This window comes from Runella rosea (assembly GCF_003325355.1).
In the GTDB taxonomy this organism is placed as follows: Bacteria; Bacteroidota; Bacteroidia; order Cytophagales; family Spirosomataceae; genus Runella; species Runella rosea.
Map to the genome: position 1 here is coordinate 4,163,039 of NZ_CP030850.1, position 22,216 is coordinate 4,185,254.

Sequence of the window (22,216 nt, forward strand, 5' to 3'; positions counted from 1 at the left end):
CCGTATATCTTTTCTTTTCAATCATTCCAAACTTTTCTATGAACAGACTAAAAATCACACTCTTATCTTTTGTTTTGGGGATAAGCGTGTCTTATGCCAGCGACCCTACCGACGAAGGGATGTGGCTTCCTTCTTTGATTGGTAAAAACGAAGCCCAGATGAAAAAACAGGGCTTCAAGCTAACGACCAAAGATATTTATGATATTAATAATGCCAGTCTTAAAGATGCGATTGTGCGCATGGGAGGCGGTTTTTGTACGGGAGAAATTGTCTCGGATAAAGGGCTTTTATTTACCAACCACCACTGTGGTTATGATGCCATTGCCACCCTTTCCACCCCCACCGACAATATCTTAGACAATGGTTTCTGGGCCAAATCCAACGCCGAAGAACGCCCCGTGGAAGGGTTGTTTATTGATATTTTGGTCAGAATGGAAGATGTGACGGATAAGATTATGCCCGAACTCAAAGGACTCAGCGAAAAAGACAGAGCCGCAAAAGTCAACCAGTTGGGCAATGAGCTTTCAAAAAAAGCTACCGACGGAACGGATTACAACGCCTCTGTGCGTGAGTTTGCCAAAGGAAACGCCTATTATTTGTTTGTTTTTGAGAAATTCTCGGACATACGCCTCGTGGGCACCCCTCCCCAGAGCATTGGTAAATACGGCGGCGACACCGACAACTGGGAATGGCCACGCCATACGGGTGATTTTTCGGTGTTTCGTATTTATGCCAACAAAAACAATAAAGGCGCGGACTATTCGCAGGAAAATGTACCCTACAAACCTAAGAAATTTCTACCTGTGTCGCTCAAAGGAATCAAACCTGGAGATTTTACCATGGTTTTTGGTTTTCCGGGCCGCACCAATCGGTACGAAACCTCAATGGGTATCAAACTGGCAATTGAAAAGGTAAACCCAGGCATTGTTAAAAACCGGGATATTCGCCTAAAGGCCTGGAAAGAGGAAATGGACAAGGATGTGGCCACCAAGCTGGCCCTTTCGTCAGAGTACGCCAACATTGCCAATTACTGGAAATATTTTATCGGTCAAACCCAACAGCTTCAACGCCTCAAAGTGTATGATCAAAAGGTAGCAATGGAAGCCAAATTTAACGCATGGGCCAAAGGCAAAGCCGAGTACGAAGGGATTTTTGAGGAATGGCAGAAAGCATACGCCGCATATGAGCCTTATGCTACCCACTCCACCTACCTTAATCAAGGCATTATCGGAGCCAATGTCGTCAATCTAGCACTGCCGTTAGTAATGGCCGAAGAACAACTAAAAGACCCCGTGAGAGCAAAGGCAATGGCTGAACGCATGAAAGGTTCGGCGGATGAGTTTTTTAAATCATTCAATTTGCCTTCCGATCAAAAAATTGTAGCTCAAACGTTACTGGCGTTTTATAACGATATTCCCAAAGAACAGCATCCCGCCATTATTCAGGAGATTTTGGCGAAGTTTTCGGCTGGAACCCCCGAGGAGTCATTCAAGAAGTTTGCGCAGGAAATGTATCTAACGAGCGTTGTAACCAACAAAGACCGTTTTGCTAAATTTACAGAAAACCCTTCTACTGAGGCACTTGCCAACGACTGGGCGTTGAAATACTTCAGCGATTTTCGCAAGAATTACCTCACTAAATATTCAAAATATAGCGCTGATTTTCAGGAAATTGATAAAAAACTTTCGCGTATTTATATCAAAGGATTAACCGAAATGGACCCTTCATTGGTTCAATACCCAGATGCCAACAGCACGTTGCGCGTCAGCTACGGAAATGTGCAGGATTATGACCCGCGCGACGGTGTACATTACAACTACAAAACAAACATTACGGGCGTGATTGAGAAGTACAAACCCAACGATTATGAGTTTGACTTACCCAAAAACTTTTTGGAGTTGTACAAAAACAAAGATTTTGGCCAATACGCTGACGCACAAGGAGAAGTACCCGTAGGGTTTATTACCAACAACGACATCACGGGTGGAAACTCAGGAAGCCCCGTTCTGAATGCCAAAGGCGAATTGATTGGTTTGGCGTTTGATGGCAACTGGGAAGCAATGTCGGGCGATATTGTATTTGATAAGAAATACAAACGCTGCATCAACGTAGACATTCGCTACGTACTCTGGTGCATCGAAAAACTCGGTGGCTCCGACTTGGTAAAAGAACTGAAAGTAGTGAAGTAATATTCAGTAAGCAGTAAACAGTTTAGAGTAGGCAGTTTTTAAATGCTGCCTACTCTAAACTATATTCTATTTCTCTCTGAAGAAAATGGTAATCGGTGCCCCTTCAAAACCGAAATTGTCACGCATCCGGTTTTCCAAATACCGCACATACGGCTCCTTAATGTGTTTGGGATAGTTACAAAACATCACGAAGGTCGGCGACGGTGTCGGTAACTGAATCATGTACTTGATTTTGATGTGCTTACCACGGTGCGCAGGCGGCGGATATTTCTCAATTTCGGCCTGCATCACTTCGTTCAATCTGGAAGTTGTAATCTTCTTCGTCTTATTTTCGTACACCTCCATTGCTTTTTCCATTACTTGGAAAATCCGCTGTTTTTCAACCACGGAAGCAAAAATAATGGGCATATAATCCATCGGAGCCAAGCGTTCGAGCATCTCTTTTCGGAGCTTATCAACCGTTTTTGAGTCTTTTTCGACCAAATCCCATTTGTTAATCATAATCAGAATGCCCTTTTTGGCCTTGTGTGCCATCCCGATGATGTGCATATCTTGGGCTTCCAAGCCACGGGTTGCATCGAGCATCACGATGACTACGTCTGATTCTTCCATCGCTTTTACGGTACGCAATGTAGAGTAAAATTCAATGGCGTCTTTTACCTTGGCTTTACGACGGATACCAGCGGTATCAACCAAAATAAAATCTTTTCCGAAAGCTTTGTAATGGGTGTTAATAGCATCGCGCGTGGTGCCTGCAATATCCGTTACGATGCTGCGCTCTTTGCCCGTCAAAACATTCAAAAACGACGATTTTCCCACATTGGGTCGTCCCAAGATGGAGATTTTCGGAATTCCTGCATCGGGGTCTTCTATCCCAGCTGTTTTGAAGTGTTTTACCACATCGTCTAGTAAATCGCCCGTTCCGTGGCCTGTTTGCGAAGAAACGGGATAAGGATCACCCAAACCCAACTCATAAAACTCCGCCGTAGCGTGTTGGCGTTCAACCGTTTCGGCTTTATTGGCAACCAAAAAAACAGGTTTTTTAGATTTGCGCACCACATTGGCAAAATCTTTATCCAAATCGGTAAGCCCAGACATACTGTCTACCATAAACAAAATCACGGTGGCTTCTTCCATGGCGATTTCGACCTGCTCGCGGATGGCATCTTCAAATACATCTTCCGAGCCTACCACATATCCGCCCGTATCAATGACGGTAAAATACTGCTCCGTCCAAAAAGCATGGCCGTAGTGGCGGTCACGCGTTACGCCGCTTTGGTCATCCATGATGGCCTGGCGTTCTTTAATCAAACGGTTAAAAAGCGTTGATTTGCCCACATTGGGGCGTCCTACTATTGCTACTATATTTGACATTGTAATAAGTGTAAAGGAGAGAGTGTAAAGTGAAGGGTTTTACTTATTACGCTCTCTTGATCGTTTGATAGGCAAATAATTTTTTTTTACTCGCCTACATTTTTGTCTAATTCAATAAAACTTAATATTATTTATTACTCCAATTCTTACGATAAGCCCGTGCATTATTCCGTTTCTTATCATATACTAAGTGGAATTTCAGAAGAAATTGGCTATATATTTGAAGATTTTGTATAAAATAACAATGCCTCAAACGCGAGAAAATCAGCCAATGATTAGGAAGTTACCTTACAAAAACGCGGCGTTTTCTTAATTGCACTTAGCCTTCGTACCCAAACTGTTTCAATTTCTGTACTTTATTGCGCCAATCAGGCTCCACTTTAACGTATTGTTCTAAGAACACCTTTTTACCAAAGAACTGTTCCAAATCTGCGCGTGCGGCCGAACCTATTTTTTTGAGCATGGTTCCTTTGTCACCAATAATGATTCCTTTTTGGCTCTGACGTTCCACCAAAATCACCGCCCTAATGACCAGAATATCCTTTTTATCTTTAAACTCCTCCACAATGATTTCGGTACTGTAAGGAATTTCTTTTTTATAATTCAGGAACACTTTTTCCCGGATTATTTCGGCCGCAAAAAAGCGCTCAGGTTTATCAGTCAGCTCATCCTTGGGGAAATACGGCGGATGAACCGGCAAACATTCCATGATGGCCGTAAATAATGTATTTATTCCTTCCTGTTTGAGCGCAGAAATGGGAATGATGGCCGCCGTAAAAAGTTTTTCTTTCCAAAAAGCGATTTTTTCATTGATTTGTTCCTCCGTGGCAAGGTCGGTTTTGTTGATGATCAAAATGACTGCTCCTTCGGTTTTGGCCAATCGTTCGAGCACCTCTTCGTCATCGTGTTTCTCAAAAATATCAGTCACAAAAAGTACCACGTCGGCGTCTTCAAGCGAGCCCTGCACAAAATCCATCATCGATTCGTGCAGTTTGTATTGAGGCTTAATAATCCCTGGGGTATCGGAGTAAACCAACTGAAAATCAACACCTTCGTGTACACCGTTCAAAATTCCCATGATTCGGTGGCGCGTTGTTTGCGCTTTAGAGGTGATAATTGACATCTTTTCGCCCACCAATACATTCATCAACGTCGATTTTCCTACGTTGGGTTTTCCCACAATACTCACGAATCCTGCGCGGTGATTGGGGTTGTTGTAAACTTCTATATTTTCTGTAGTATCCATTCGTATTCCGTCTTTACTGGACTATTTTTCCTTTCTTTGGGTTAAAGAAAAATAATCAATAAAATATTTTTTCACAAAGATAGTTGTTTTTTCTATAAAAGCTCTTACCTTTGCACTCCCAACATCGCGGGATAGAGCAGTTGGTAGCTCGTCGGGCTCATAACCCGGAGGTCACAGGTTCGAGTCCTGTTCCCGCTACAACAAAAACCTGTAAGCTTTTCACTTACAGGTTTTTTTTATGCCTAAATTTTTTTCTACAACTTCACAGGCTTCCCCGTTTTTGAAGATTGCACCGCTGCCTCCAAAATTTCGACCACTATTTGATTAATTTCCAACGAAGAAAGGTCTTTTTGGGGCTTAATATCTCCCTTTACGACGGCTGCAAAGTAAGAGAATGGGTCATCATAAGGAGCAGAAAGGGTAGGAATATCGCGCTTTTCTTCTGAGGCATCCCGTTTTACACCATCACCAAGGCGGACACGCATTTGTTGGGTTTTATCACATACAACGTAGCCTTTTTGCCCATAAATTTCCATGTCCTTACGATCAAATGGCCAATTCCACGAAGCCTGAATAATAGCCTGTGCTTTGGGGTAAGTCAAAATAATGGTGGCTTCGTCGTCTACTTTTGGATACACATCAGGTTTTATTTGTTGGGTCACGGCCGTTACAGTCAGTGGGCGTTCGCCTTTCATGAGCCACGTCATCAGGTTGGCTCCGTAGCAACCAAAATCAATAATAGCCCCACCACCATTTTGAACGGGGTCGGTCAACCAACTCAAAAATTCCTGCGAGCAACCAATTTCTTTGGGGCCACGGTGCCCATCATGCACTACAACTTTACGAATATCCCCCAGCGTATTTTGGGTATGAATCAAACCATACGCCTGCTGATGGCTTGCATACCAAGTAGTTTCAAAGTTAGTTAGTAATTGAATATTGTGCTTTTTGGCCAACGCAATCATCGCCTTGGCATGAGCGGTATTGACCGCCAGCGGTTTTTCAACCATGACGTGAATGCCTTTGGGCGCACAAATGTCAACGACTTGTTTATGCTCATAAATGCTGTTGAACGCACAAACAGCTTCTGGCTTTGTAGCCGCAATCATGGCTTCGAGTGATGCATACCAAAGCGACTCGGGCAGTTTATAGCGCTTCAGATAGCGCATCGCCAATTCTTTATTTGGCTCCGCCACACCTACAATCTCAACATCTCCCTGCGCAGGACGCCGTAAAATCTGGTGTACATGGTCGTGAGTAAAGCCCGCAATACCTAACCTGAGTGGTTTGGCAGCAACGGCGGATGCCCATAAAAATAAAATGAGCGACAGAAAGCGTAGCGAAGGGTTCATAATCAACGAGTTTTGGTACTATTGGTACTAAAAGTAAACGCTGTTCTAAACTTCCCCATTGGTTTTCAACAAAAACGGGCGCTTTCATTGAGAGCGCCCGTTTTTGTTGAAAAAAATATTTTAGTTACGCAGGCACAGCCAAATTAGCGCGGTAGATACCCGCATCTAATTTTCCCCGCATTGTGTCAAACGCGTTCAATGTCTTCTCTACGTCTTCAAGCGTGTGTGAGGCGGTAGGAATAAGGCGTAAAATAATTTGCCCTTTCGGAATCACTGGATACACGACAATAGAACAGAAAATGCCCATATTTTCGCGTAAATCACGTACCATGTTGGTCACTTCTGGCAAGCCCCCTTCCAATCCTTGCATAAAGACTGGCGTTACAGGCGACTCGGTATCACCAATGTTAAAGCCCCGGCTACGCAAGCCATTTTGGAGCGCATGAACGATTTCCCACAATTGAGTCCGTAATTCGGGATGCGCTTTGATAAGCTCCAACCGTTTACGGCCTCCTTCTACATACGGCATTGGCAATGCCTTTGCGTAAGTCTGTGAGCGCATGTTGTATTTGAGGAACATGATAATATCTGGATCATCGGCCGCCACAAACGCACCGATGGCGGCCATTGACTTGGCAAATGTGGAGAAATAGAGGTCAATATCTTCGGATACACCAAACATCTCCCCTACACCACCGCCGTTTTCGCCCATCGTTCCAAAACCATGTGCATCATCAACCAACAAACGGAAATTATATTTTTTCTTGAGTTCAACGATTTTATCCAAACTCCCGACTTTGCCCGACATTCCAAAAACACCTTCCGTAATCACCAATATCCCTCCGCCTTTCTCTTCGGCGAGTTTGGCCGCCCTAATCAGGTTTTTCTCCAAACTGGCCATGTCATTATGGTTGTACTTATAGTATTGCCCCATTTTGGCTTTGTGCAGTCGAATCCCGTCAATCAAACAGGCATGGGCTTCGGCGTCGTATACAATCACGTCGCGGTGGTCGCACACACACTCAATGACCGACATCACCCCCTGGTATCCATAATTGAGCAAAAACGCATCTTTCTTTCCCACAAACTCCGCCAACTCTTTCTCAAACAGTTCGTGCAAGTCCGAATTTCCAGACATCATACGGGCACCCATTGGATAAGCAAGGCCCCATTTTGCAGAAGCTTCCGCATCGGCTTTGCGCACTTCGGGATGATTGGCCAAACCCAGATAGTTGTTCAGGCTCCAGTTGAGCACGTTCATACCGCGAAACTTCATGTGCGGTCCGATTTCGCCTTCCAGTTTCGGAAATGAGAAATAATGATGACTGTTTAGCGCTTTTGCAGAAGCCCCAATTGGTCCCCAGTTGTTGCGTAGTTTCTCGAAAATATCCACTTTACTATGCTGTTTTTTGGGTTTGATACCGTTTTTGAATAAATTTTGTGCAAAATTATATATTCCTAACTCAATTTCAAAGAGTTAGCCACTATGTCGTGATTAAGACAAAGTTTAATACTACGAATTTTACCCCAAAATTAAAAATGAATCCGGGCGAATAATCCATCCGTGAATATTCTAACTTTGTGTGTTGCCTTATTTTACATACTTTAAACCAATAAACTTTATGGACGAACAATTGAAATCTGCCGCAGAACAAGCCAAAGCGAAAGCACAAGAATTAGCGGCTGAAGCACAAGAGAAATTTGAGGAAATAAAAGGTGAAATCACCGAAAAACTACAAAGTGTTGACGTAGAAGCGCTGAAAGCGCAAGCATCAGCCAAAGCCGAAGAAATGAAAGCCGAAGCAACCGAAGCCTTTGCAGAAGCCAAAGTAAAAGCCGGAGAGTTGGCCGTGGAAGCACAAGAAAAGTTTGAAGACCTAAAGGAAGAAGCCGAAGAAGCCATTGAAAAAGCCACGGGCTTCATTAAAGGTCTTTTCAGTAGCGACGAAGAAGGCGAAGCGAAAGAAGAAAAGAAATAATTGAGCGCAGGCTGTAAACAATCCATCAATGGGTGTTTGCGGCCTGCATTTTTTTCTTTTTAGAAATATTCATTTCAGCTACAGGAAACTGAAGGGAAGAAAGGTGAATGTAGTAAAATAAAAAGGTCATCCAGGGGAAAAACAAAAACTGCCCAGCATTAAGGTTGGACTCAAAGTACGGAATCACCATCAGGGCGGGCAAAAAAACAAAGGATTGACTATCAAAGCGTACGTACTTCAGGAGGGCATTGAGTGCAAAAAAAACAGCAAAGCACAAAAAAGAAAAAATCCCCCCCGAAAACAGAATTTCTAAGTACGAATTATGCGATGCCAAGTCGGTTCGTATCCCTGCATAAAATTGGAGTCCCGCCCGAAAACTGTCAAATCCAAAGCCCGTAAAAAGTACTTCTGGATTGTTTATAAATATCCCCAAAGCCTGCTCGGCCAATTTAAACCGCACTTCCCCTTTCTGCTTTCTAATATCTGCGTACTGCGCCCGCAAGTTCACTACCGAGTCTGGACTAGCGATGATATAATAAGCAAACCCAAGAATGCACAAGGTGGCCGCTACTTTTAGGTAAATGGAAATTTGTTTGCTGCGTAGCACCAAGACCAGCGTAGAAAGCGCCAAAGCCGCAAAACTGCTGCGTGAACCCGTCAAGACGATGGCCCATAGGGCTAAAAAAACCACTAAAAAAAATAGATTACGGGCCCATTTAGCCATGGGCCGATTGGCAAACAAATCAAAACCCATGACAATAAATATTGTACATCCCCATCCGATTACATTCGCTTTGTAGGAGCCGATAGATTGCCCATATACGTTTTCCGATTGAAAAGCCACGCCTGTGATGAGCATTACAAGCACGGGATAGAAGTATGCCAAGCTAAAAATCTGCAATAATTTGATTTTGGCTTCGTCTTTGGAATAATGGGCAAAAAGATAAACGATGAAGTAGTTGGTATAAATTAAAAAAGGAATCCAAGCCACAATACGTTCAAAACTGCGCAAAAAATCAACGCTAAACGGTAAAACAACCAAATTCAAAAACAGAAATAAGTACAAAACCCAGTTCTTTTTTTTATCGAAAATGTACTTTATTTCCCCTTGAGCCAATATAATACCAGCCAAGGAAAAAACGACTAAACCCGTTCGAAAGAGCTTGGCCGCCTGAAAGTCCTCTCCCCGCAAGCTGTACCCAAATACCACTAAAAATACATTGAGAAAATACAAAACAAGATGCCAGTCCCAATGCTGTTGATTCCGAAACAGATTACGCCAGTGCATTAGTTTAGAGTTTACAGTTCACCGTTTGTCAAAAATCCAGTCGAGCGCACGATTGCCATCCGACTATTATTTACGGATCACTGATTCAAGCATTTCCACAAAATTGCGTAACATTTCGTCTTTTGAAAACTTTTGGATAAAACTTAGGCCATTTTCCGCTTTTTGTATGCGCAACTCGGGCATTTCAATGCACTCAGTTACTGCGTCGGCCAATGCTTGGCTGTTTCCTGATTCTACCAACCATCCGTTCTTTCCGTTGTCCAATACTTCTGGAATCCCACCCACCGACGTACTTATGACCGATATTCCGTGGGCCAATGCTTCAATATTAGCTACCCCAAACGCTTCGGTATAGGAAGGTACACAAAAAATATCGTAGGTACTCATGTACTCAAATACTCGCTCCTGAGGCTGTGGCCCCACATAATCAAGCGTTACATTGAAAACTCCTGCAAAAAGGGACCGTAAATGCCGTTTAAATGAAGGCTCAGGCCCCACGACGGTCAATCGAAATTGATATTCTGTTATTTTTTGAAGAGCCTGCACCAGCACTGGTAGATTGCCAACCAAATAATCTGCTTTAACAAACAATACGTTGATGGTTGACCCAAAAGCGCGTTGCGGGTTAAATTTCAACCCCTCCAACGGAATACATTTATACAAACGTCTCACTTTGGCTTCGGGCAGGTGATACGTATTGATGAGGCGTTGTTTTAAAAATTCCGAATTGGCAATCACAAGCCGATGCTTAGCGGCCGAGAGCTTTTCAAATTGCTGAAACGTAAACCGTTTTAGCCACAAAGGCGTGAATTCTGCATTTTCCCACGTAGCTAGCATATTTTTCTCATCGTTAATCATCCCCACTGTCGGCTTTGGCGACACCAAACTTGCCCACGTACCATTAAACGAATTAATAAAAACCACTACATCAAAATCATACCACTCTTCGATTTTTTTTATCTGACGATAATAGATAAACCAACGCAAAATCTGTCCTACTGGCTTGAGTAAACGGGGAATGTTGAGCGAAACCTTGTTCACATAGGGTAGCTGCTTCAGGCGTTGTTCTGAAATATCTTCCGTTAAAACCCTGATTTCGTGTTGCGGAAACAGGGTATTGATTTCTGGTACGATATTGGCAAATCTTACTGGGCCGTTGGTAATATTTTCAAAGGCATTGGTACAAAAAAGTATTTTCATTCTTTACTTTCTGGCGATATAAATTTTCTCGTTGGGGGAGATTCCATACCGCTTGTTATCTATCTGTTGAGCATAGGTATCATCTTCTACCTCAAAGCCTTGGGCCTGCAACCGGTCGGCATAATCGACGCCATAGTACCAGCGTTGGTCATGACCGTGGTACAGGCCCAGCTTCTCTTCTTTCGTCAAACTTGTATCTGACAACGAATAGGCCTGCTTATAATTGATTGGGTCATGAAAAATAGCGTATCCGCCAGGTTTGAGTACCCTATACACTTCTCTCATCGCCTTGGTATCTTCAGGCACCATAACTAACACACCGATAGCGATGACCACGTCAAAAGTATTTTTCTCAAACTGAATATCATCAATTGACATCACACAATCAGGTTTGTCGGTAATACTGTTGGTAAACGACGTCATGTTATCGGCCGTGAGATAGTCGATATATTGATTTCCTTTAACAGTCATCGACAGGCAAGTATCCGGGGCAAAATGCAGTACTTTTTTGAGAGGTGCATCATAAAAGCCCAGTCGGTCGCGTAAGGTAAGATAAGCGTACCGATGTCGTTCAAGCGATTTACAGCTCGGACAATAGGCATTCTTCCGGTATCGAAAAGGCATAAAGGCCTTGTAATGATTTTCGCAAATAGGGCACTCCACCGTGTCTCCCATTCGGTATGGAATACTCCTTACCTGTAAGCGCATATTGCGCAAACGGTTCATAAAAACTTGACTGGTAATTAATTGAGCGTAGGGTTTCATGTATATACATACGATAAGGTAACAACGAAATTTTATGGCAGTGGTGTGGTCAAGCAACTAACATTTGCGGTACAGCGATGTAGTAGCATTATCCAAATCAAAGAACATTTGCTTTCGTAGCCTCTCTATTTTTTTGGCGTACTTACTATTTTACGCTTCAAAAACCCTCACAATGTCCCGGTAATTTGTTGTATCAGCTATTTCAAAGTTTTGTTTGCCAATCGCCAAAAGGTCAATCTTTGGGGCAATTTTTAGGCATTCTATAAGTGGGTAAAATGTATTGTCAAATAATAAATGCGACTGATGGCCCAGCAACTGAAGTGTACCTTCGGTCCGTAATGTAATGATAGGTTTTCCAAACGACATGGCCAAATCAATGGAGCCTGAATGATCAATTCTTACAAAGGGCAACACCACAACGTCTGACGCATTGAAAAAAAACTGAACGTCTGCATCATCAATAAACCGATGATGCCAGTGAATGGTTGGATTATTTTTACTTTCGGCCAATAGTGATTCCCAATAATTAGCATCATAACTTTTACCAGCAATTAAAAGAACTGCATTTGAAGAACCTAACGCTGAGTAGGCTTTCAACAAATGATGGATGCCTTTGTAAGGCTTTATTTCTCCGAAAAATAAAAACACAAAAGCGGCCTGATCTACTCCCAATTTTTGACGACTTTCTGCTTTGGTAAACTCATTAGGGTAATACGTATGATACGGTAAATCCTGAATAACCGAAATAACCTCAGGTTTTAATCCAAACCGGCGAATCGCCTGTTGCTTAGTCGTTTCCGAATAAACCCTGATAGAATCGCACCGATGTAAAAAAAAGCGATAAACGTGCTTTTCCAAACCTAACCAAACCCCTGCGTGGTTTTGCAGGTTGTGCAATGTATGTACGATTCTGACCTGTTGGAAAGATTTTGCCCACAGGATTTCAGCCATAAAAACCAGCGATTTTATCCAGCTCCAAACTAATGATTTTCCAAGAATAAAGCTATGGACCCAATCATAATACAGTACCTCTGGATGGTGTGTTTTCAGGGCTTGAAAGGTACTTCCCAAGGTATATTTTTTACCAATGTTCACCGTCATTCCATGTTTTCGTAAATACCGCACCAATTCGTATTGAAAAGGGTTTTCGGCACCTGCATCGGGTAAAACAACGACTTTGGGTAAAGAGGAAGACAATGGAAAACGGTTTAAAAAAATTCGGAACGACAAAAATACAAATTGTGCTTAGAAATGTACGGGTAAGCGCTTTTGTATATTTACATTGTCATCTGGAAAGCCCCTATTTCCAAGTACCATGGCTACGTAGCAAAACTTTCAACTCCTTTATTCAATGAAAAAAACAGCGAATATTCTTTTTTTCGTCCTGAGCTTTTCGGTTGCTTTTGCCCAACCGGTAGAGAAACTGTACAAAGTCGTAGTTGCTCCCGACCATTTTGACTGGAACTACAAATCGGGCGAAAATGTAAAGTTTACCATTTCAGTCTTACAGAATGGCAACCTCGTCAAAAACGCCCGTGTACGCTATGAAATAGGACCCGAGAAAATGGAGCCCACCAAAAAGGAGACCGTCACGCTCCCCAGTGGTAGTATCACACTTGACGGAGGAACGATGAAAACGGGGGGATTTCTGCGCTGCATCGCCATTGCTGAAATCGACGGAAAAGAATACCGAAATCTCGCCACGGCGGGCTTCGACCCACTCACTATTCAACCTACGGTAGAGAATCCCAACGATTTTGACACTTTCTGGCAAACGGCAAAGGCTGATCTAGCCAAGATACCGATGGATGCAAAAATGACTCTTTTACCCGAACGCTGCACCGAAACGGTGAATGTGTATCACCTCAATTTGCAGAATTTCCGCAACGGTTCCCGTTTGTACGGCATTTTGTGCGTCCCCAAAAAAGAAGGAAAATACCCGGCGCTTCTGCACGTTCCCGGGGCGGGCGTCCGTGCTTACTACGGAGATATTGCCAACGCCGCTAAAGGCATCATTACTCTGCAAATCGGTATTCATGGTGTTCCGGTTACGATGGACCCTTCGAACTATCTTGATTTAGGGGCCGGCGCTTTAAACGGCTACATGAATTACGGTTCCGACGACCGCGACCGTTTTTACTACAAGCGGGTATATTTAGGCTGTGTTCGGGCCAATGATTTTCTAACGAGCCTCCCTCAATTCGACGGCAGCAATCTGGCCGTAACGGGCGGAAGCCAAGGCGGAGCCCTTTCTATCATTACGGCAGCGCTTGACCCGAGGGTCAAATGGCTGGGAGCATTTTATCCTGCATTATCAGACGTTACGGGCTATTTGAAAGGTCGCGCGGGAGGTTGGCCGCATTATTTTGACAAAAATGCGTTGGCCTACAATAATAAACCTGAAAAAATAACGACACTCGGCTACTATGATGTAGTAAATTTTGCCCGTCGTGTGAAAGTACCCGGATCTTATTCATGGGGATTCAATGATGAAACTTGCCCTCCCACATCCATGTATGCTTCCTATAATGTGATTTCGGCTCCCAAAGAATTGTATTTAGCCCTTGAAACCGGTCACTGGACCTATCCTGAACAACAGGAGCGGATGACCGCTTGGCTGGTCAATAAGCTAACCAATAAATAACTGAAAAAGCCGAGTTGACACTCGGCTTTTTGTTTGATTTTCAGGCTGTTTATACTTGATGAATTTCGACCGTTTCGTTGTTGGTTTGACGAACTCCTTTAGGCATGATGGCCCAGAGGATGATGTAAAAAACGATGACGGGTACGTGGATAAAAGCGAAAAAAGACGCTATCCACAAAATACGCATTAAGGTTGTATCTATTCCAAAATAGTCGGCTAAACCAGCAGCTACACCACCTATTTTACTTTCTGAAGGGATTCGATGCAATTGTTTCGTTGTCATGGCTTTATATATTTTAATGTTTTTAAGGCTGTTTTTGTTTTCTTTGGCTGTTATGTTGAATCAAAGGTACTATGCATTACCAAGTAATCAAAACAGATATGGACCAGTGGTGTAAAGATTAGGCAAACGGTTCTTTTTAGGGAAGAATAAAGATAAATCAGGTTTTTCTAACCTGAATTTTAAAGGCTTCAGCAGGGTTGCGAATCAGCAGTTGGTCAAAATCGGATTGCGTAAAGCCTTTTTGACGCAGAATAGGAAATACTTTTTCAAAAATGGCGGTGAAGCCTATGAAATTTCCACCGTTGGATTCGCCGGGTTTGTACCAACCGGCATCGTGGGAAATGAGAACACGGTGCAGCAAACGATTGGATTTAAGTAGGTCAAGCCAAGACGCGTAGTTTTCTACATCGCCCCAGCCCATGCCGTCAAGACTGACCCAAGCGCCCATTTGGGCCGCCTTTGTGTACAAATTTTTATTGGATTCGCTCTGCGCATGAACCCAAACAAAAGCACTCGGGTGTAGGCCCATCCGCTGCAATTCTTCAATTTCTTCAAAAGCCGCCAAAGCGGGGCCGGTGTGGGAGCAAATGGTCAGGCCGGTCCGTAAATGGGTCAGACCAGCGGCGCGAACCAGTTTTCGATGCAATTCGGAGAGCGCCCCTGGGTTTACGCTTATTTTTATGAAGCCTGGGCGCACGTCGGTGCCGTCAATACCTTTTTCAAATTCAGCAGTCCAACGGTCGGCTAGTTGCTCCGCGGTTTCGGTAAACGCCCACTTTGGTAAATATTTATTATCCACCGCGCCATAATACCCCGTATTGGTCAGGATTTGTAAACCGCTCTTTTGCGCGGCCAATTGCAGCAAATGAACATCGCGCCCCAAAAAGGCGGGTGTGCAATCTAAAAACGTTTTTACGCCCTGTTTTTTTACTTCTAACAAATACGGCAGTACCACTTTCAGCACCTCTTCCCGATTCCATCGGTCGAAACTGATTTTATCTGCTCCGATAAAATCCACGAGCAGGTGTTCATGAATGAGCGTCTTCCCCATTTGTTGCGGGCGAATCGTTCCATTTACCGTAATGATCTGCTCTGTTGGTTGCAAAAAAGGGACAGCAGAGGCTGTCAGCAGGAATTGGCGACGTGTAAGCATAAGAGATTGTTGAAGTTAGGGTTTGGCCCAAAATACATTGGTGATCTCTTCGTTTTTGAAAACAACCGCGTAGCGCTGCGGCAAATCGACCCGCAAAACGGCACCGTTCATTTCCTGTATTTCACCAAACGAAGTAATCGGTTTTTCCAACGTAAAACCTGTTGTTCTAAATAACTCCAACCATTGGTGCGCAGCATATTGTTTTTCCACGCGCACTTCTTCGGTATGACCCAGAACATCGTCTATCTCACGACTAAAAAACAGTTTCAATGCCGCCTTTTCTTTATTCGTAATGTCCAGACTGTCAATCACTTCAAATACCAGTCCGTAGTGAGTTACGGCATTACGAAAGCGAGTGGCATAGTGCGGCTCAAAATGATCGGAAACCGGTTCAGACAAAACAAATGCCTTAGGTGCCAAATCGCGGATGTGTCCAAAAACCGTTTCACGTTGTGCAGCCTGTTGGATATGATGTAAGGCAAAAGACGCGTTGACCACTAAGGTATCGTAATGAGTCGGCAACAATGCCTGTATTTCAGCCAATGTCATTTTCTCAACAAACCCAACGGATGCAGTGAAATGTACCTGAAAAGGGAGGTGCAATTCCGCAAAATTCTTTTCTGCCGCTCGAACGGCATCGGCAAAAGGTTCAATGCCCACCACCGTTATCTGCTTTACTCGACAACCATTCTGTTGTGCCAATAAACGCAGTACGTTCACGACTTGCATTCCGGTCCCGATGCCAATGTCCAGCAGCACGGGATATTCTGCATTTTTTAAACTTTCCGTCAATAACGCATTAGCGCACTGTTGGGTAAGGGCCGCCAACGGTAATTGTTGAATAAGCAATTCAAACAACCGAATCTGCGGAATCTCAAACTGTTGGACATAGATATGCTCATTCGACTGCCCGCCTGCTACGTGTTTACGCATGGCTTTGGCCAACACATACCCAAACATTGCCTCCGAGTCGTCGAGCGTTTCAAGACATTGCTGATAGATTGCTTCCAACTCCGCTTTATCGGCTTCGGTGAGTTGGTCGGGGAGGCGTTGAGCAAGGGATTGGAGTTGAGGCAAAAAGCGTTTCATACCGATACATTAGAATTTCAAATTTAAAAAAAGCCACGACGCAAACGCATCGTGGCTCTATAAAACTTTCCAAGTTTTGAAAAGGTGGAAAGTTTACTCTTAATTCCTCGGCGGCTTGCCTCCAGTCAATAAACCCTGCATCCGCTCCATGGTTTTCTTTTCACCCGTCAGCGACAGGAAGGCTTCGCGCTCCAGATCAAGCAAATACTGCTCAGTGACGTTTTGAGGGTAACTCAAATCACCGCCGCAAATGACGTAAGCCAATTTGTCCGCGATTTTGGCATCGTGCTCGGTAATGTAATTCGCCATACGCATACTGCCGATACCTGCTTTAAACAAAGCAATGCCCGTTTTTCCCTGCACTTTGATGTCAGTGCGGTGCTTGGGTTGGGTATAACCGTTTTCGGCCAGATCAATGGCCGCCTGCTTCGCTTCGGCAATCAGGCGACTGCGGTTCAGTACGATCTGATCGCGGTCGGCTTTTATATAATTCATTTCTACGGCCTCCTGCGCCGAAGTGGAAACTTTGGCTTGGGCAATATTCATGAACGCCGATTGCAGAATGTTCAACTCCGGATCACCGGCTTGATACAAATCCGAACAGCGAAGTGCCATTTCTTTGGTGCCGCCACCAGCAGGAATCAGACCAACCCCCAACTCCACCAGTCCCATATAGGTTTCGGCATGGGCAACCACTCGGTCGGCGTGGAGGTTCAGCTCGCAGCCACCGCCCAAGGCCAGCGAGTGGGCGGCCGTTACTACCGGAATAGAAGAATACCGCGCCCGCATCATGGTTTGCTGGAATTGCGCAATCATCATGTTGATTTCATCATAATCCTGCTCAATGGCAAACATGAACAGCATGGCCAAATTGGCACCCGCCGAAAAAGCTTCGTTGGAATCGTTTCCTACCACCAATCCGCGAAAATCTTTTTCCGCTACGGCGTAGGCACGGTTGAGACCTTCCACTACTTCCGCGCCGAAGGTGTTCATTTTTGAGTGGAACTCCACGCCCGCAATTCCATCGCCCAAGTCATAGATAGAAGCGCCAGCATTTTTCCAGATGATATTTTGGGATTTGTTTTCAAGAATGATAAACGCCTCCTGTCCCGGAATGGCTTTATACGATTTTGATGGAATGTCGTAATACAGCTTTTGGCCGTTTTGCACTTTATAAAAGCTTTCATTGCCCGCCGCCAGCATATCATAGACCCACTGCGCCGGCTTGGCATCCAGTGCTTCCATGATCTCGACCATTTTTTGTACGCCGACGGCATCCCAGGTTTCAAAGACGCCCATTTGCCAGCCAAAGCCCGCGCAGATGGCCTGGTCGATGCGGTATAATTCATCGGCAATTTCGGGAATACGATTGGAGGCATACCGGAAACTGCTCGCAAACGTACGGCGGTAAAATTCGCCGGCTTTATCAGTTCCTTTGAGCAATACCCCAAAACGCTTTTTGAGGTCGTCGATGGTTTTTGTTTTTTCCAGTGTTTCAAATCGTACCTTCACCGAAGGTTTGTATTCCAACGTACTGAGGTCTAAAGCAAGAATAACGGTTTTGCCTTTTTCGTCTTTGGTTTTCTTATAAAAGCCCTGTCCCGTTTTATCACCCAACCATTTTTTCTCCATCAGGCTCGCCATAATAGGAGAAATTTCAAACGCCGCCCGCGACTCATCGTGCTGCATTTGCACCAAATTATTGGCCACATTGACGGTTGTATCCAATCCCACCACATCTGACAGGCGGAATGTTCCGGATTTAGGACGACCTACCACCGGCCCGGTCAATTTATCAACTTCTTCTACCGTCAGGCCCATTTCAGCAGCTACGCGCATGGTTTCGACCAATGCGTGAATACCCAGGCGATTGGCAATAAAGCCGGGCGTATCTTTACAGAGTACGGTTGTTTTTCCTAAAAACAAATCGCCATAATGCAGGAGAAAATCAAGAATTTGAGGGTTTGTCTTTGGCCCGGGAATGACTTCAAACAAACGCAGATAGCGCGGCGGGTTGAAAAAGTGGGTCCCGCAAAAATGCAGCTGAAAATCTTCGCTACGACCTTCCGACATCAAATGGATCGGAATCCCGGATGTATTGGATGTAATGAGGGTTCCGGGTTTGCGCAGGGCATCGACCTTTTCAAACAAAGAACGTTTGATATCCAACCGCTCTACGATTGCTTCCAGTACCCAGTCGTAATTTTTGATTTCGGCTAAGTTATCGTCAAAGTTTCCAAGTTTGACTCGATTAGCAAATTTAGGGCTGTACAAAGACGCCGGCGTAGCTTTCAACGTATTTTGAAAGGCCTCATTGACGATGCGGTTGCGCACAGCGGGATGCTCTAAGGTCAATCCCTTGGCCTGTTCGGCGGCGTTCAGTTCTTTCGGAACAATGTCTAACAACAATACTTCTACGCCAATATTAGCAAAGTGGCACGCAATGCGCGACCCCATAATGCCCGAGCCTAATACGGCTACTTTTTTAATGCTGCGGTTCATTTATGTATCTATGAATTAGTAATTATATGATCGGATGAATTTTGCCCTTCAAAAGTAAAAAAAAAAAGTATGCAAGCATACCATTATCAAAAATTGTCTCTTAAAATAGTCTAAAAAATTAGGTTTTAGGTGATAGACCGAAGGCAGGAGGCACGAGTCCAGCTAAAGTCCGACGCATGTGGGCCAAATTCCATCCAACTATGGAGTTAAAATCGTAACTTTGCGGTTTGAATCCGTTAGTACTCATGCATGTTAACGGATAACGATTAACCATTAATGACCAATGTTAGAACAGTTAGAGGCCATAAAAGAGCGTTTTGATGAAATTGCACAGCGAATTGTGCAACCGGAAGCAATGGCTGATCAAAAGCGCTTCTCAAAAATGAGTAAGGAGTACAAAGATCTGGACAAGGTTGTTCAGAAATACCAAGCCTATAAAAAAGTATTGAGCGATATTGACGGCGCGAAAGAGCTAATTGCCACGGAGAGTGATGAAGAAATGCGTGACATGGCCAAAGCGGAACTGATTGAGCTTCAGCCACAAGCTGAAGAATTGGAAGCTACGCTGAAAGAAATGCTCATTCCGAAAGACCCCAACGACAGCCATAACGTAATTCTGGAAATCAGAGGCGGTACCGGCGGCGACGAAGCAGCCATTTTTGCGGGGGATCTCTTCCGTATGTACCAGCGTTTCTGCGACCGTATGGGTTGGAAAATGGAACTTATGGATTTTACAGAAGGAAGCACAGGCGGTTATAAAGAGATCATTGCGAGCGTAACCGGTGAAGACGTCTACGGAAAGCTCAAATTTGAGTCGGGCGTACACCGCGTACAGCGCGTTCCGGTCACGGAATCACAGGGTCGTGTGCATACATCTGCCGCCACCGTGGCCGTAATGCCCGAGGTGGAAGACGTTGAAGAAGTAGAAATCAACCCTGCCGATATAGAGATCATTACGTCCCGTTCAGGAGGTGCTGGTGGTCAGAACGTTAACAAGGTAGAAACCAAAGTACAGTTGACCCACAAACCCACGGGCATTGTGGTGGTGTGTCAGGTAGAGCGCAGTCAGCACGGAAACCGTGAACGCGCCATGAATATGTTGCGTTCAAAACTCTACGAAATGGAGTTAAAAAAACAAAACGATGCCGTATCTTCTCAACGTAAAAGTCTGGTAGGCAGCGGCGACCGTTCGGACAAAATCAGGACCTACAATTACCCCCAGAGCCGCGTGACGGACCACCGCATCGGTTATACGGTTTATAATTTACCAACCGTAATGGACGGTGAAATCGGCGATTTTATTGAGCAGCTGCGGATTGCCGAAAACGCCGAGCGCATGAAAGAAGGAATGCCGGCCTAAGCGTTGATTTTTAGATTTAGGAGGATTTTTGTTAGATTTGTTTTTAACACAATCCAACATTCTCCTACTATCTATTGGCAACGAAAATGGAAAAGCAGATTACCAAAAAATACGATAATGGTGAAGTGACTGTCGTTTGGCAACCCCACATGTGCATTCACTCCACCATTTGTTTTAAAGGGCTACCCATGGTTTTTGACCCTCGCAAACGTCCGTGGATTACCCCCGAAGGCGGCACGACCGACGCCATTGTGGAGCAGATCAAAAAATGCCCTTCGGGAGCTTTATCCTATTACATGAACAATGAAATAGAGGGGCCCGTAGAACTGGAAGGCGATACGGTAGTGGAAATTTTGTCTAACGGACCTTTGTTGGTCTACGGCAATTTGAAAGTGAAAGATACCGCAGGCAATGAAACTAAAAAGTCGCAGGTAACGGCTTTTTGCCGCTGCGGCCATTCTGGAAATAAGCCCTATTGTGATGGTTCACATGTAAAGGTAAAATTTGAAGGATAGCCCCGATAGTACATCATCCTCGCTTTTGAGTAAAGTTAAATAACCGTTCCTTCAACCTTTATCTAAATACTCACTACTCATCTACCCTTAACCTATGAGTCAACCTTCTACCGATACCCGACCGCATCGGCTATTGTCTTTGGACGCCCTGCGCGGTTTTGATATGTTTTGGATTACTGGCGGCGAAGAAATCTTTCACCTTTTGGCCAAAGCTACGGGCTGGTCGGTGGCCATTGTGATGGCGGAGCAACTCTCTCACCCCGACTGGAACGGTTTTCGCGCCTACGATCTTATTTTCCCCTTGTTTCTTTTCCTATCAGGGGTTTCGGCTCCTTATTCGTTGGGTACTCGTCTGGAGCGCGGGGATGACAAAGGCAAGATGCTCCGTAAAGTAATTCAAAGGGGTTTGACCTTGGTTATTTTGGGAATTATCTACAACAATGGTCTACAAATCAGGCCTTTGGAAGATATGCGTTTCCCGAGCGTATTGGCACGTATTGGGTTGGCGGGGATGTTTGCCCAAATTATTTATCTGTATACAAGTACGCGAGTTCAGTATATTTGGTTTGTGAGTTTGCTGATAGGGTATTGGGCTTTTGTGATGTTGGTTCCTGTGCCAGGGTGCGGTGCTGGTCTTATGACCATGGAGTGTAATCCCGTCAGCTATCTCGACCGTTTGATTATTCCGGGCCATCTGCACAAAGATATTCACGACCCAGAAGGGCTCATTTCTACGGTGCCCGCCATTGCAACGGGTTTATTGGGGATTTTTGCAGGAAATCTACTCCGTGCCGATGAGCGCTCGACTTCCCGGACCCAAAAAGTATTGTTTTTGTTTGTCGCTGGCATTCTTTTTCTGATTATAGGAAAACTCTGGGATTATGTCTTTCCCATCAATAAAAATCTGTGGACCAGTTCGTTTGTAATAACGGTTGGCGGATGGAGTCTCATTCTTTTATCCCTATTTTACTGGCTTATCGACGTGCAGGGATGGAATCGTTACGCCTGGGTATTGGCGGTGATCGGTATGAATTCCATTCTGATTTACATGGCGCAACACTTCATTGATTTTGAGCATACATCGGAGCGTCTTTTTCGGGGCATTGTCAAGTATTTTTCGGAGCCATACCAAAAAGTATTCTATGCGATTGGCTATGTCATTGTAGAGTGGCTGATGCTCTGGTTCCTGTACAAGAAGAAGGTATTTTTGAAGGTGTAATCTCGCAGACAGCGTACCTTGAAAGTCCCTTCCCCACGGCTCTTTGGTAAGGAGCCGT

The 22,216-nt window shown here is 44.5% G+C and carries 18 protein-coding genes and 1 tRNA gene; 7 read left to right on the forward strand and 12 right to left on the reverse strand.

Annotated features, from left to right (window positions below):
* Positions 1 to 38 precede the first annotated feature (38 nt).
* Complete coding sequence (locus DR864_RS17505) at positions 39 to 2,189, forward strand: S46 family peptidase (protein WP_114068182.1); 2,151 nt, start codon at positions 39 to 41, stop codon at positions 2,187 to 2,189.
* Positions 2,190 to 2,255: 66 nt separating this feature from the next.
* On the opposite strand, the gene der is transcribed toward DR864_RS17505, so the two are convergent.
* Together der and era are read right to left on the reverse strand one after the other, a co-directional pair.
* Complete coding sequence (gene der, locus DR864_RS17510; RefSeq protein WP_114068183.1) at positions 2,256 to 3,563, reverse strand: ribosome biogenesis GTPase Der; 1,308 nt, start codon at positions 3,561 to 3,563, stop codon at positions 2,256 to 2,258.
* A 319-nt stretch (positions 3,564 to 3,882) separates the two neighbouring features.
* A complete protein-coding gene (gene era, locus DR864_RS17515; RefSeq protein WP_114068184.1) occupies positions 3,883 to 4,809 on the reverse strand; it encodes a GTPase Era in 927 nt (308 codons plus the stop codon).
* A 125-nt stretch (positions 4,810 to 4,934) separates the two neighbouring features.
* On the opposite strand from era, the gene DR864_RS17520 reads away from it, so the two are divergent.
* Positions 4,935 to 5,007 (forward strand) — tRNA-Met (locus tag DR864_RS17520).
* 56 nt (positions 5,008 to 5,063) lie between these two features.
* On the opposite strand, the gene DR864_RS17525 is transcribed toward DR864_RS17520, so the two are convergent.
* The gene (locus tag DR864_RS17525) at positions 5,064 to 6,161 is read right to left on the reverse strand and encodes a Gfo/Idh/MocA family protein (protein WP_114068185.1); all 1,098 of its coding nucleotides are present in this window, start codon (positions 6,159 to 6,161) and stop codon (positions 5,064 to 5,066) included.
* Positions 6,162 to 6,285: 124 nt separating this feature from the next.
* Positions 6,286 to 7,554, reverse strand: coding sequence for an aminotransferase class I/II-fold pyridoxal phosphate-dependent enzyme (locus DR864_RS17530; RefSeq protein WP_114068186.1), 1,269 nt, complete (start codon positions 7,552 to 7,554; stop codon positions 6,286 to 6,288).
* Between the two features lie 229 nt (positions 7,555 to 7,783).
* Here DR864_RS17530 and DR864_RS17535 point away from each other — a divergent pair, with 229 nt between their 5' ends.
* The gene (locus DR864_RS17535; RefSeq protein WP_114068187.1) at positions 7,784 to 8,140 is read left to right on the forward strand and encodes a hypothetical protein; all 357 of its coding nucleotides are present in this window, start codon (positions 7,784 to 7,786) and stop codon (positions 8,138 to 8,140) included.
* Between the two features lie 25 nt (positions 8,141 to 8,165).
* On the opposite strand, the gene DR864_RS17540 is transcribed toward DR864_RS17535, so the two are convergent.
* From DR864_RS17540 to DR864_RS17555, 4 genes are all read right to left on the reverse strand, one after another.
* A complete protein-coding gene (locus DR864_RS17540) occupies positions 8,166 to 9,428 on the reverse strand; it encodes an O-antigen ligase family protein (RefSeq protein ID WP_114068188.1) in 1,263 nt (420 codons plus the stop codon).
* Between the two features lie 66 nt (positions 9,429 to 9,494).
* Positions 9,495 to 10,628, reverse strand: a complete 1,134-nt coding sequence (locus DR864_RS17545) for a glycosyltransferase family 4 protein (protein ID WP_114068189.1) — start codon at positions 10,626 to 10,628, stop codon at positions 9,495 to 9,497.
* A 3-nt stretch (positions 10,629 to 10,631) separates the two neighbouring features.
* Positions 10,632 to 11,354 carry a class I SAM-dependent methyltransferase gene (locus DR864_RS17550; protein ID WP_162793904.1) on the reverse strand — a complete coding sequence of 241 codons (723 nt, stop codon included), beginning with the start codon at positions 11,352 to 11,354 and terminating at the stop codon, positions 10,632 to 10,634.
* Between the two features lie 189 nt (positions 11,355 to 11,543).
* Positions 11,544 to 12,590, reverse strand: coding sequence for a glycosyltransferase family 4 protein (locus DR864_RS17555; protein WP_162793906.1), 1,047 nt, complete (start codon positions 12,588 to 12,590; stop codon positions 11,544 to 11,546).
* Positions 12,591 to 12,744: 154 nt separating this feature from the next.
* Here DR864_RS17555 and DR864_RS17560 point away from each other — a divergent pair, with 154 nt between their 5' ends.
* Positions 12,745 to 14,037, forward strand: a complete 1,293-nt coding sequence (locus tag DR864_RS17560; protein WP_114068192.1) for an acetylxylan esterase — start codon at positions 12,745 to 12,747, stop codon at positions 14,035 to 14,037.
* A 49-nt stretch (positions 14,038 to 14,086) separates the two neighbouring features.
* Here DR864_RS17560 and DR864_RS17565 read toward each other — a convergent pair whose 3' ends face one another.
* The 4 genes from DR864_RS17565 to DR864_RS17580 form a co-directional block, all read right to left on the reverse strand.
* A complete protein-coding gene (locus tag DR864_RS17565) occupies positions 14,087 to 14,320 on the reverse strand; it encodes a PspC domain-containing protein (RefSeq protein ID WP_114068193.1) in 234 nt (77 codons plus the stop codon).
* A 157-nt stretch (positions 14,321 to 14,477) separates the two neighbouring features.
* Entirely contained in the window at positions 14,478 to 15,473 is a 996-nt protein-coding gene (locus DR864_RS17570; protein WP_114068194.1) for a phosphotriesterase family protein, read from the reverse strand.
* 15 nt (positions 15,474 to 15,488) lie between these two features.
* Positions 15,489 to 16,562, reverse strand: coding sequence for a GRAS family protein (locus DR864_RS17575; protein WP_114068195.1), 1,074 nt, complete (start codon positions 16,560 to 16,562; stop codon positions 15,489 to 15,491).
* A gap of 99 nt (positions 16,563 to 16,661) precedes the next feature.
* Positions 16,662 to 19,064 carry a 3-hydroxyacyl-CoA dehydrogenase/enoyl-CoA hydratase family protein gene (locus DR864_RS17580; RefSeq protein ID WP_114068196.1) on the reverse strand — a complete coding sequence of 801 codons (2,403 nt, stop codon included), beginning with the start codon at positions 19,062 to 19,064 and terminating at the stop codon, positions 16,662 to 16,664.
* Positions 19,065 to 19,347: 283 nt separating this feature from the next.
* Between DR864_RS17580 and prfA the strand changes: the two genes are divergently transcribed.
* The 3 genes from prfA to DR864_RS17595 all read left to right on the forward strand — a co-directional run bounded on the left by prfA (position 19,348) and on the right by DR864_RS17595 (position 22,158).
* Positions 19,348 to 20,424, forward strand: coding sequence for a peptide chain release factor 1 (prfA, locus tag DR864_RS17585; protein ID WP_114068197.1), 1,077 nt, complete (start codon positions 19,348 to 19,350; stop codon positions 20,422 to 20,424).
* A gap of 86 nt (positions 20,425 to 20,510) precedes the next feature.
* The gene (locus tag DR864_RS17590) at positions 20,511 to 20,939 is read left to right on the forward strand and encodes a (4Fe-4S)-binding protein (RefSeq protein ID WP_114070341.1); all 429 of its coding nucleotides are present in this window, start codon (positions 20,511 to 20,513) and stop codon (positions 20,937 to 20,939) included.
* Between the two features lie 94 nt (positions 20,940 to 21,033).
* Positions 21,034 to 22,158, forward strand: coding sequence for an acyltransferase family protein (locus DR864_RS17595; protein WP_114068198.1), 1,125 nt, complete (start codon positions 21,034 to 21,036; stop codon positions 22,156 to 22,158).
* The last annotated feature ends 58 nt before the right edge of the window (positions 22,159 to 22,216 follow it).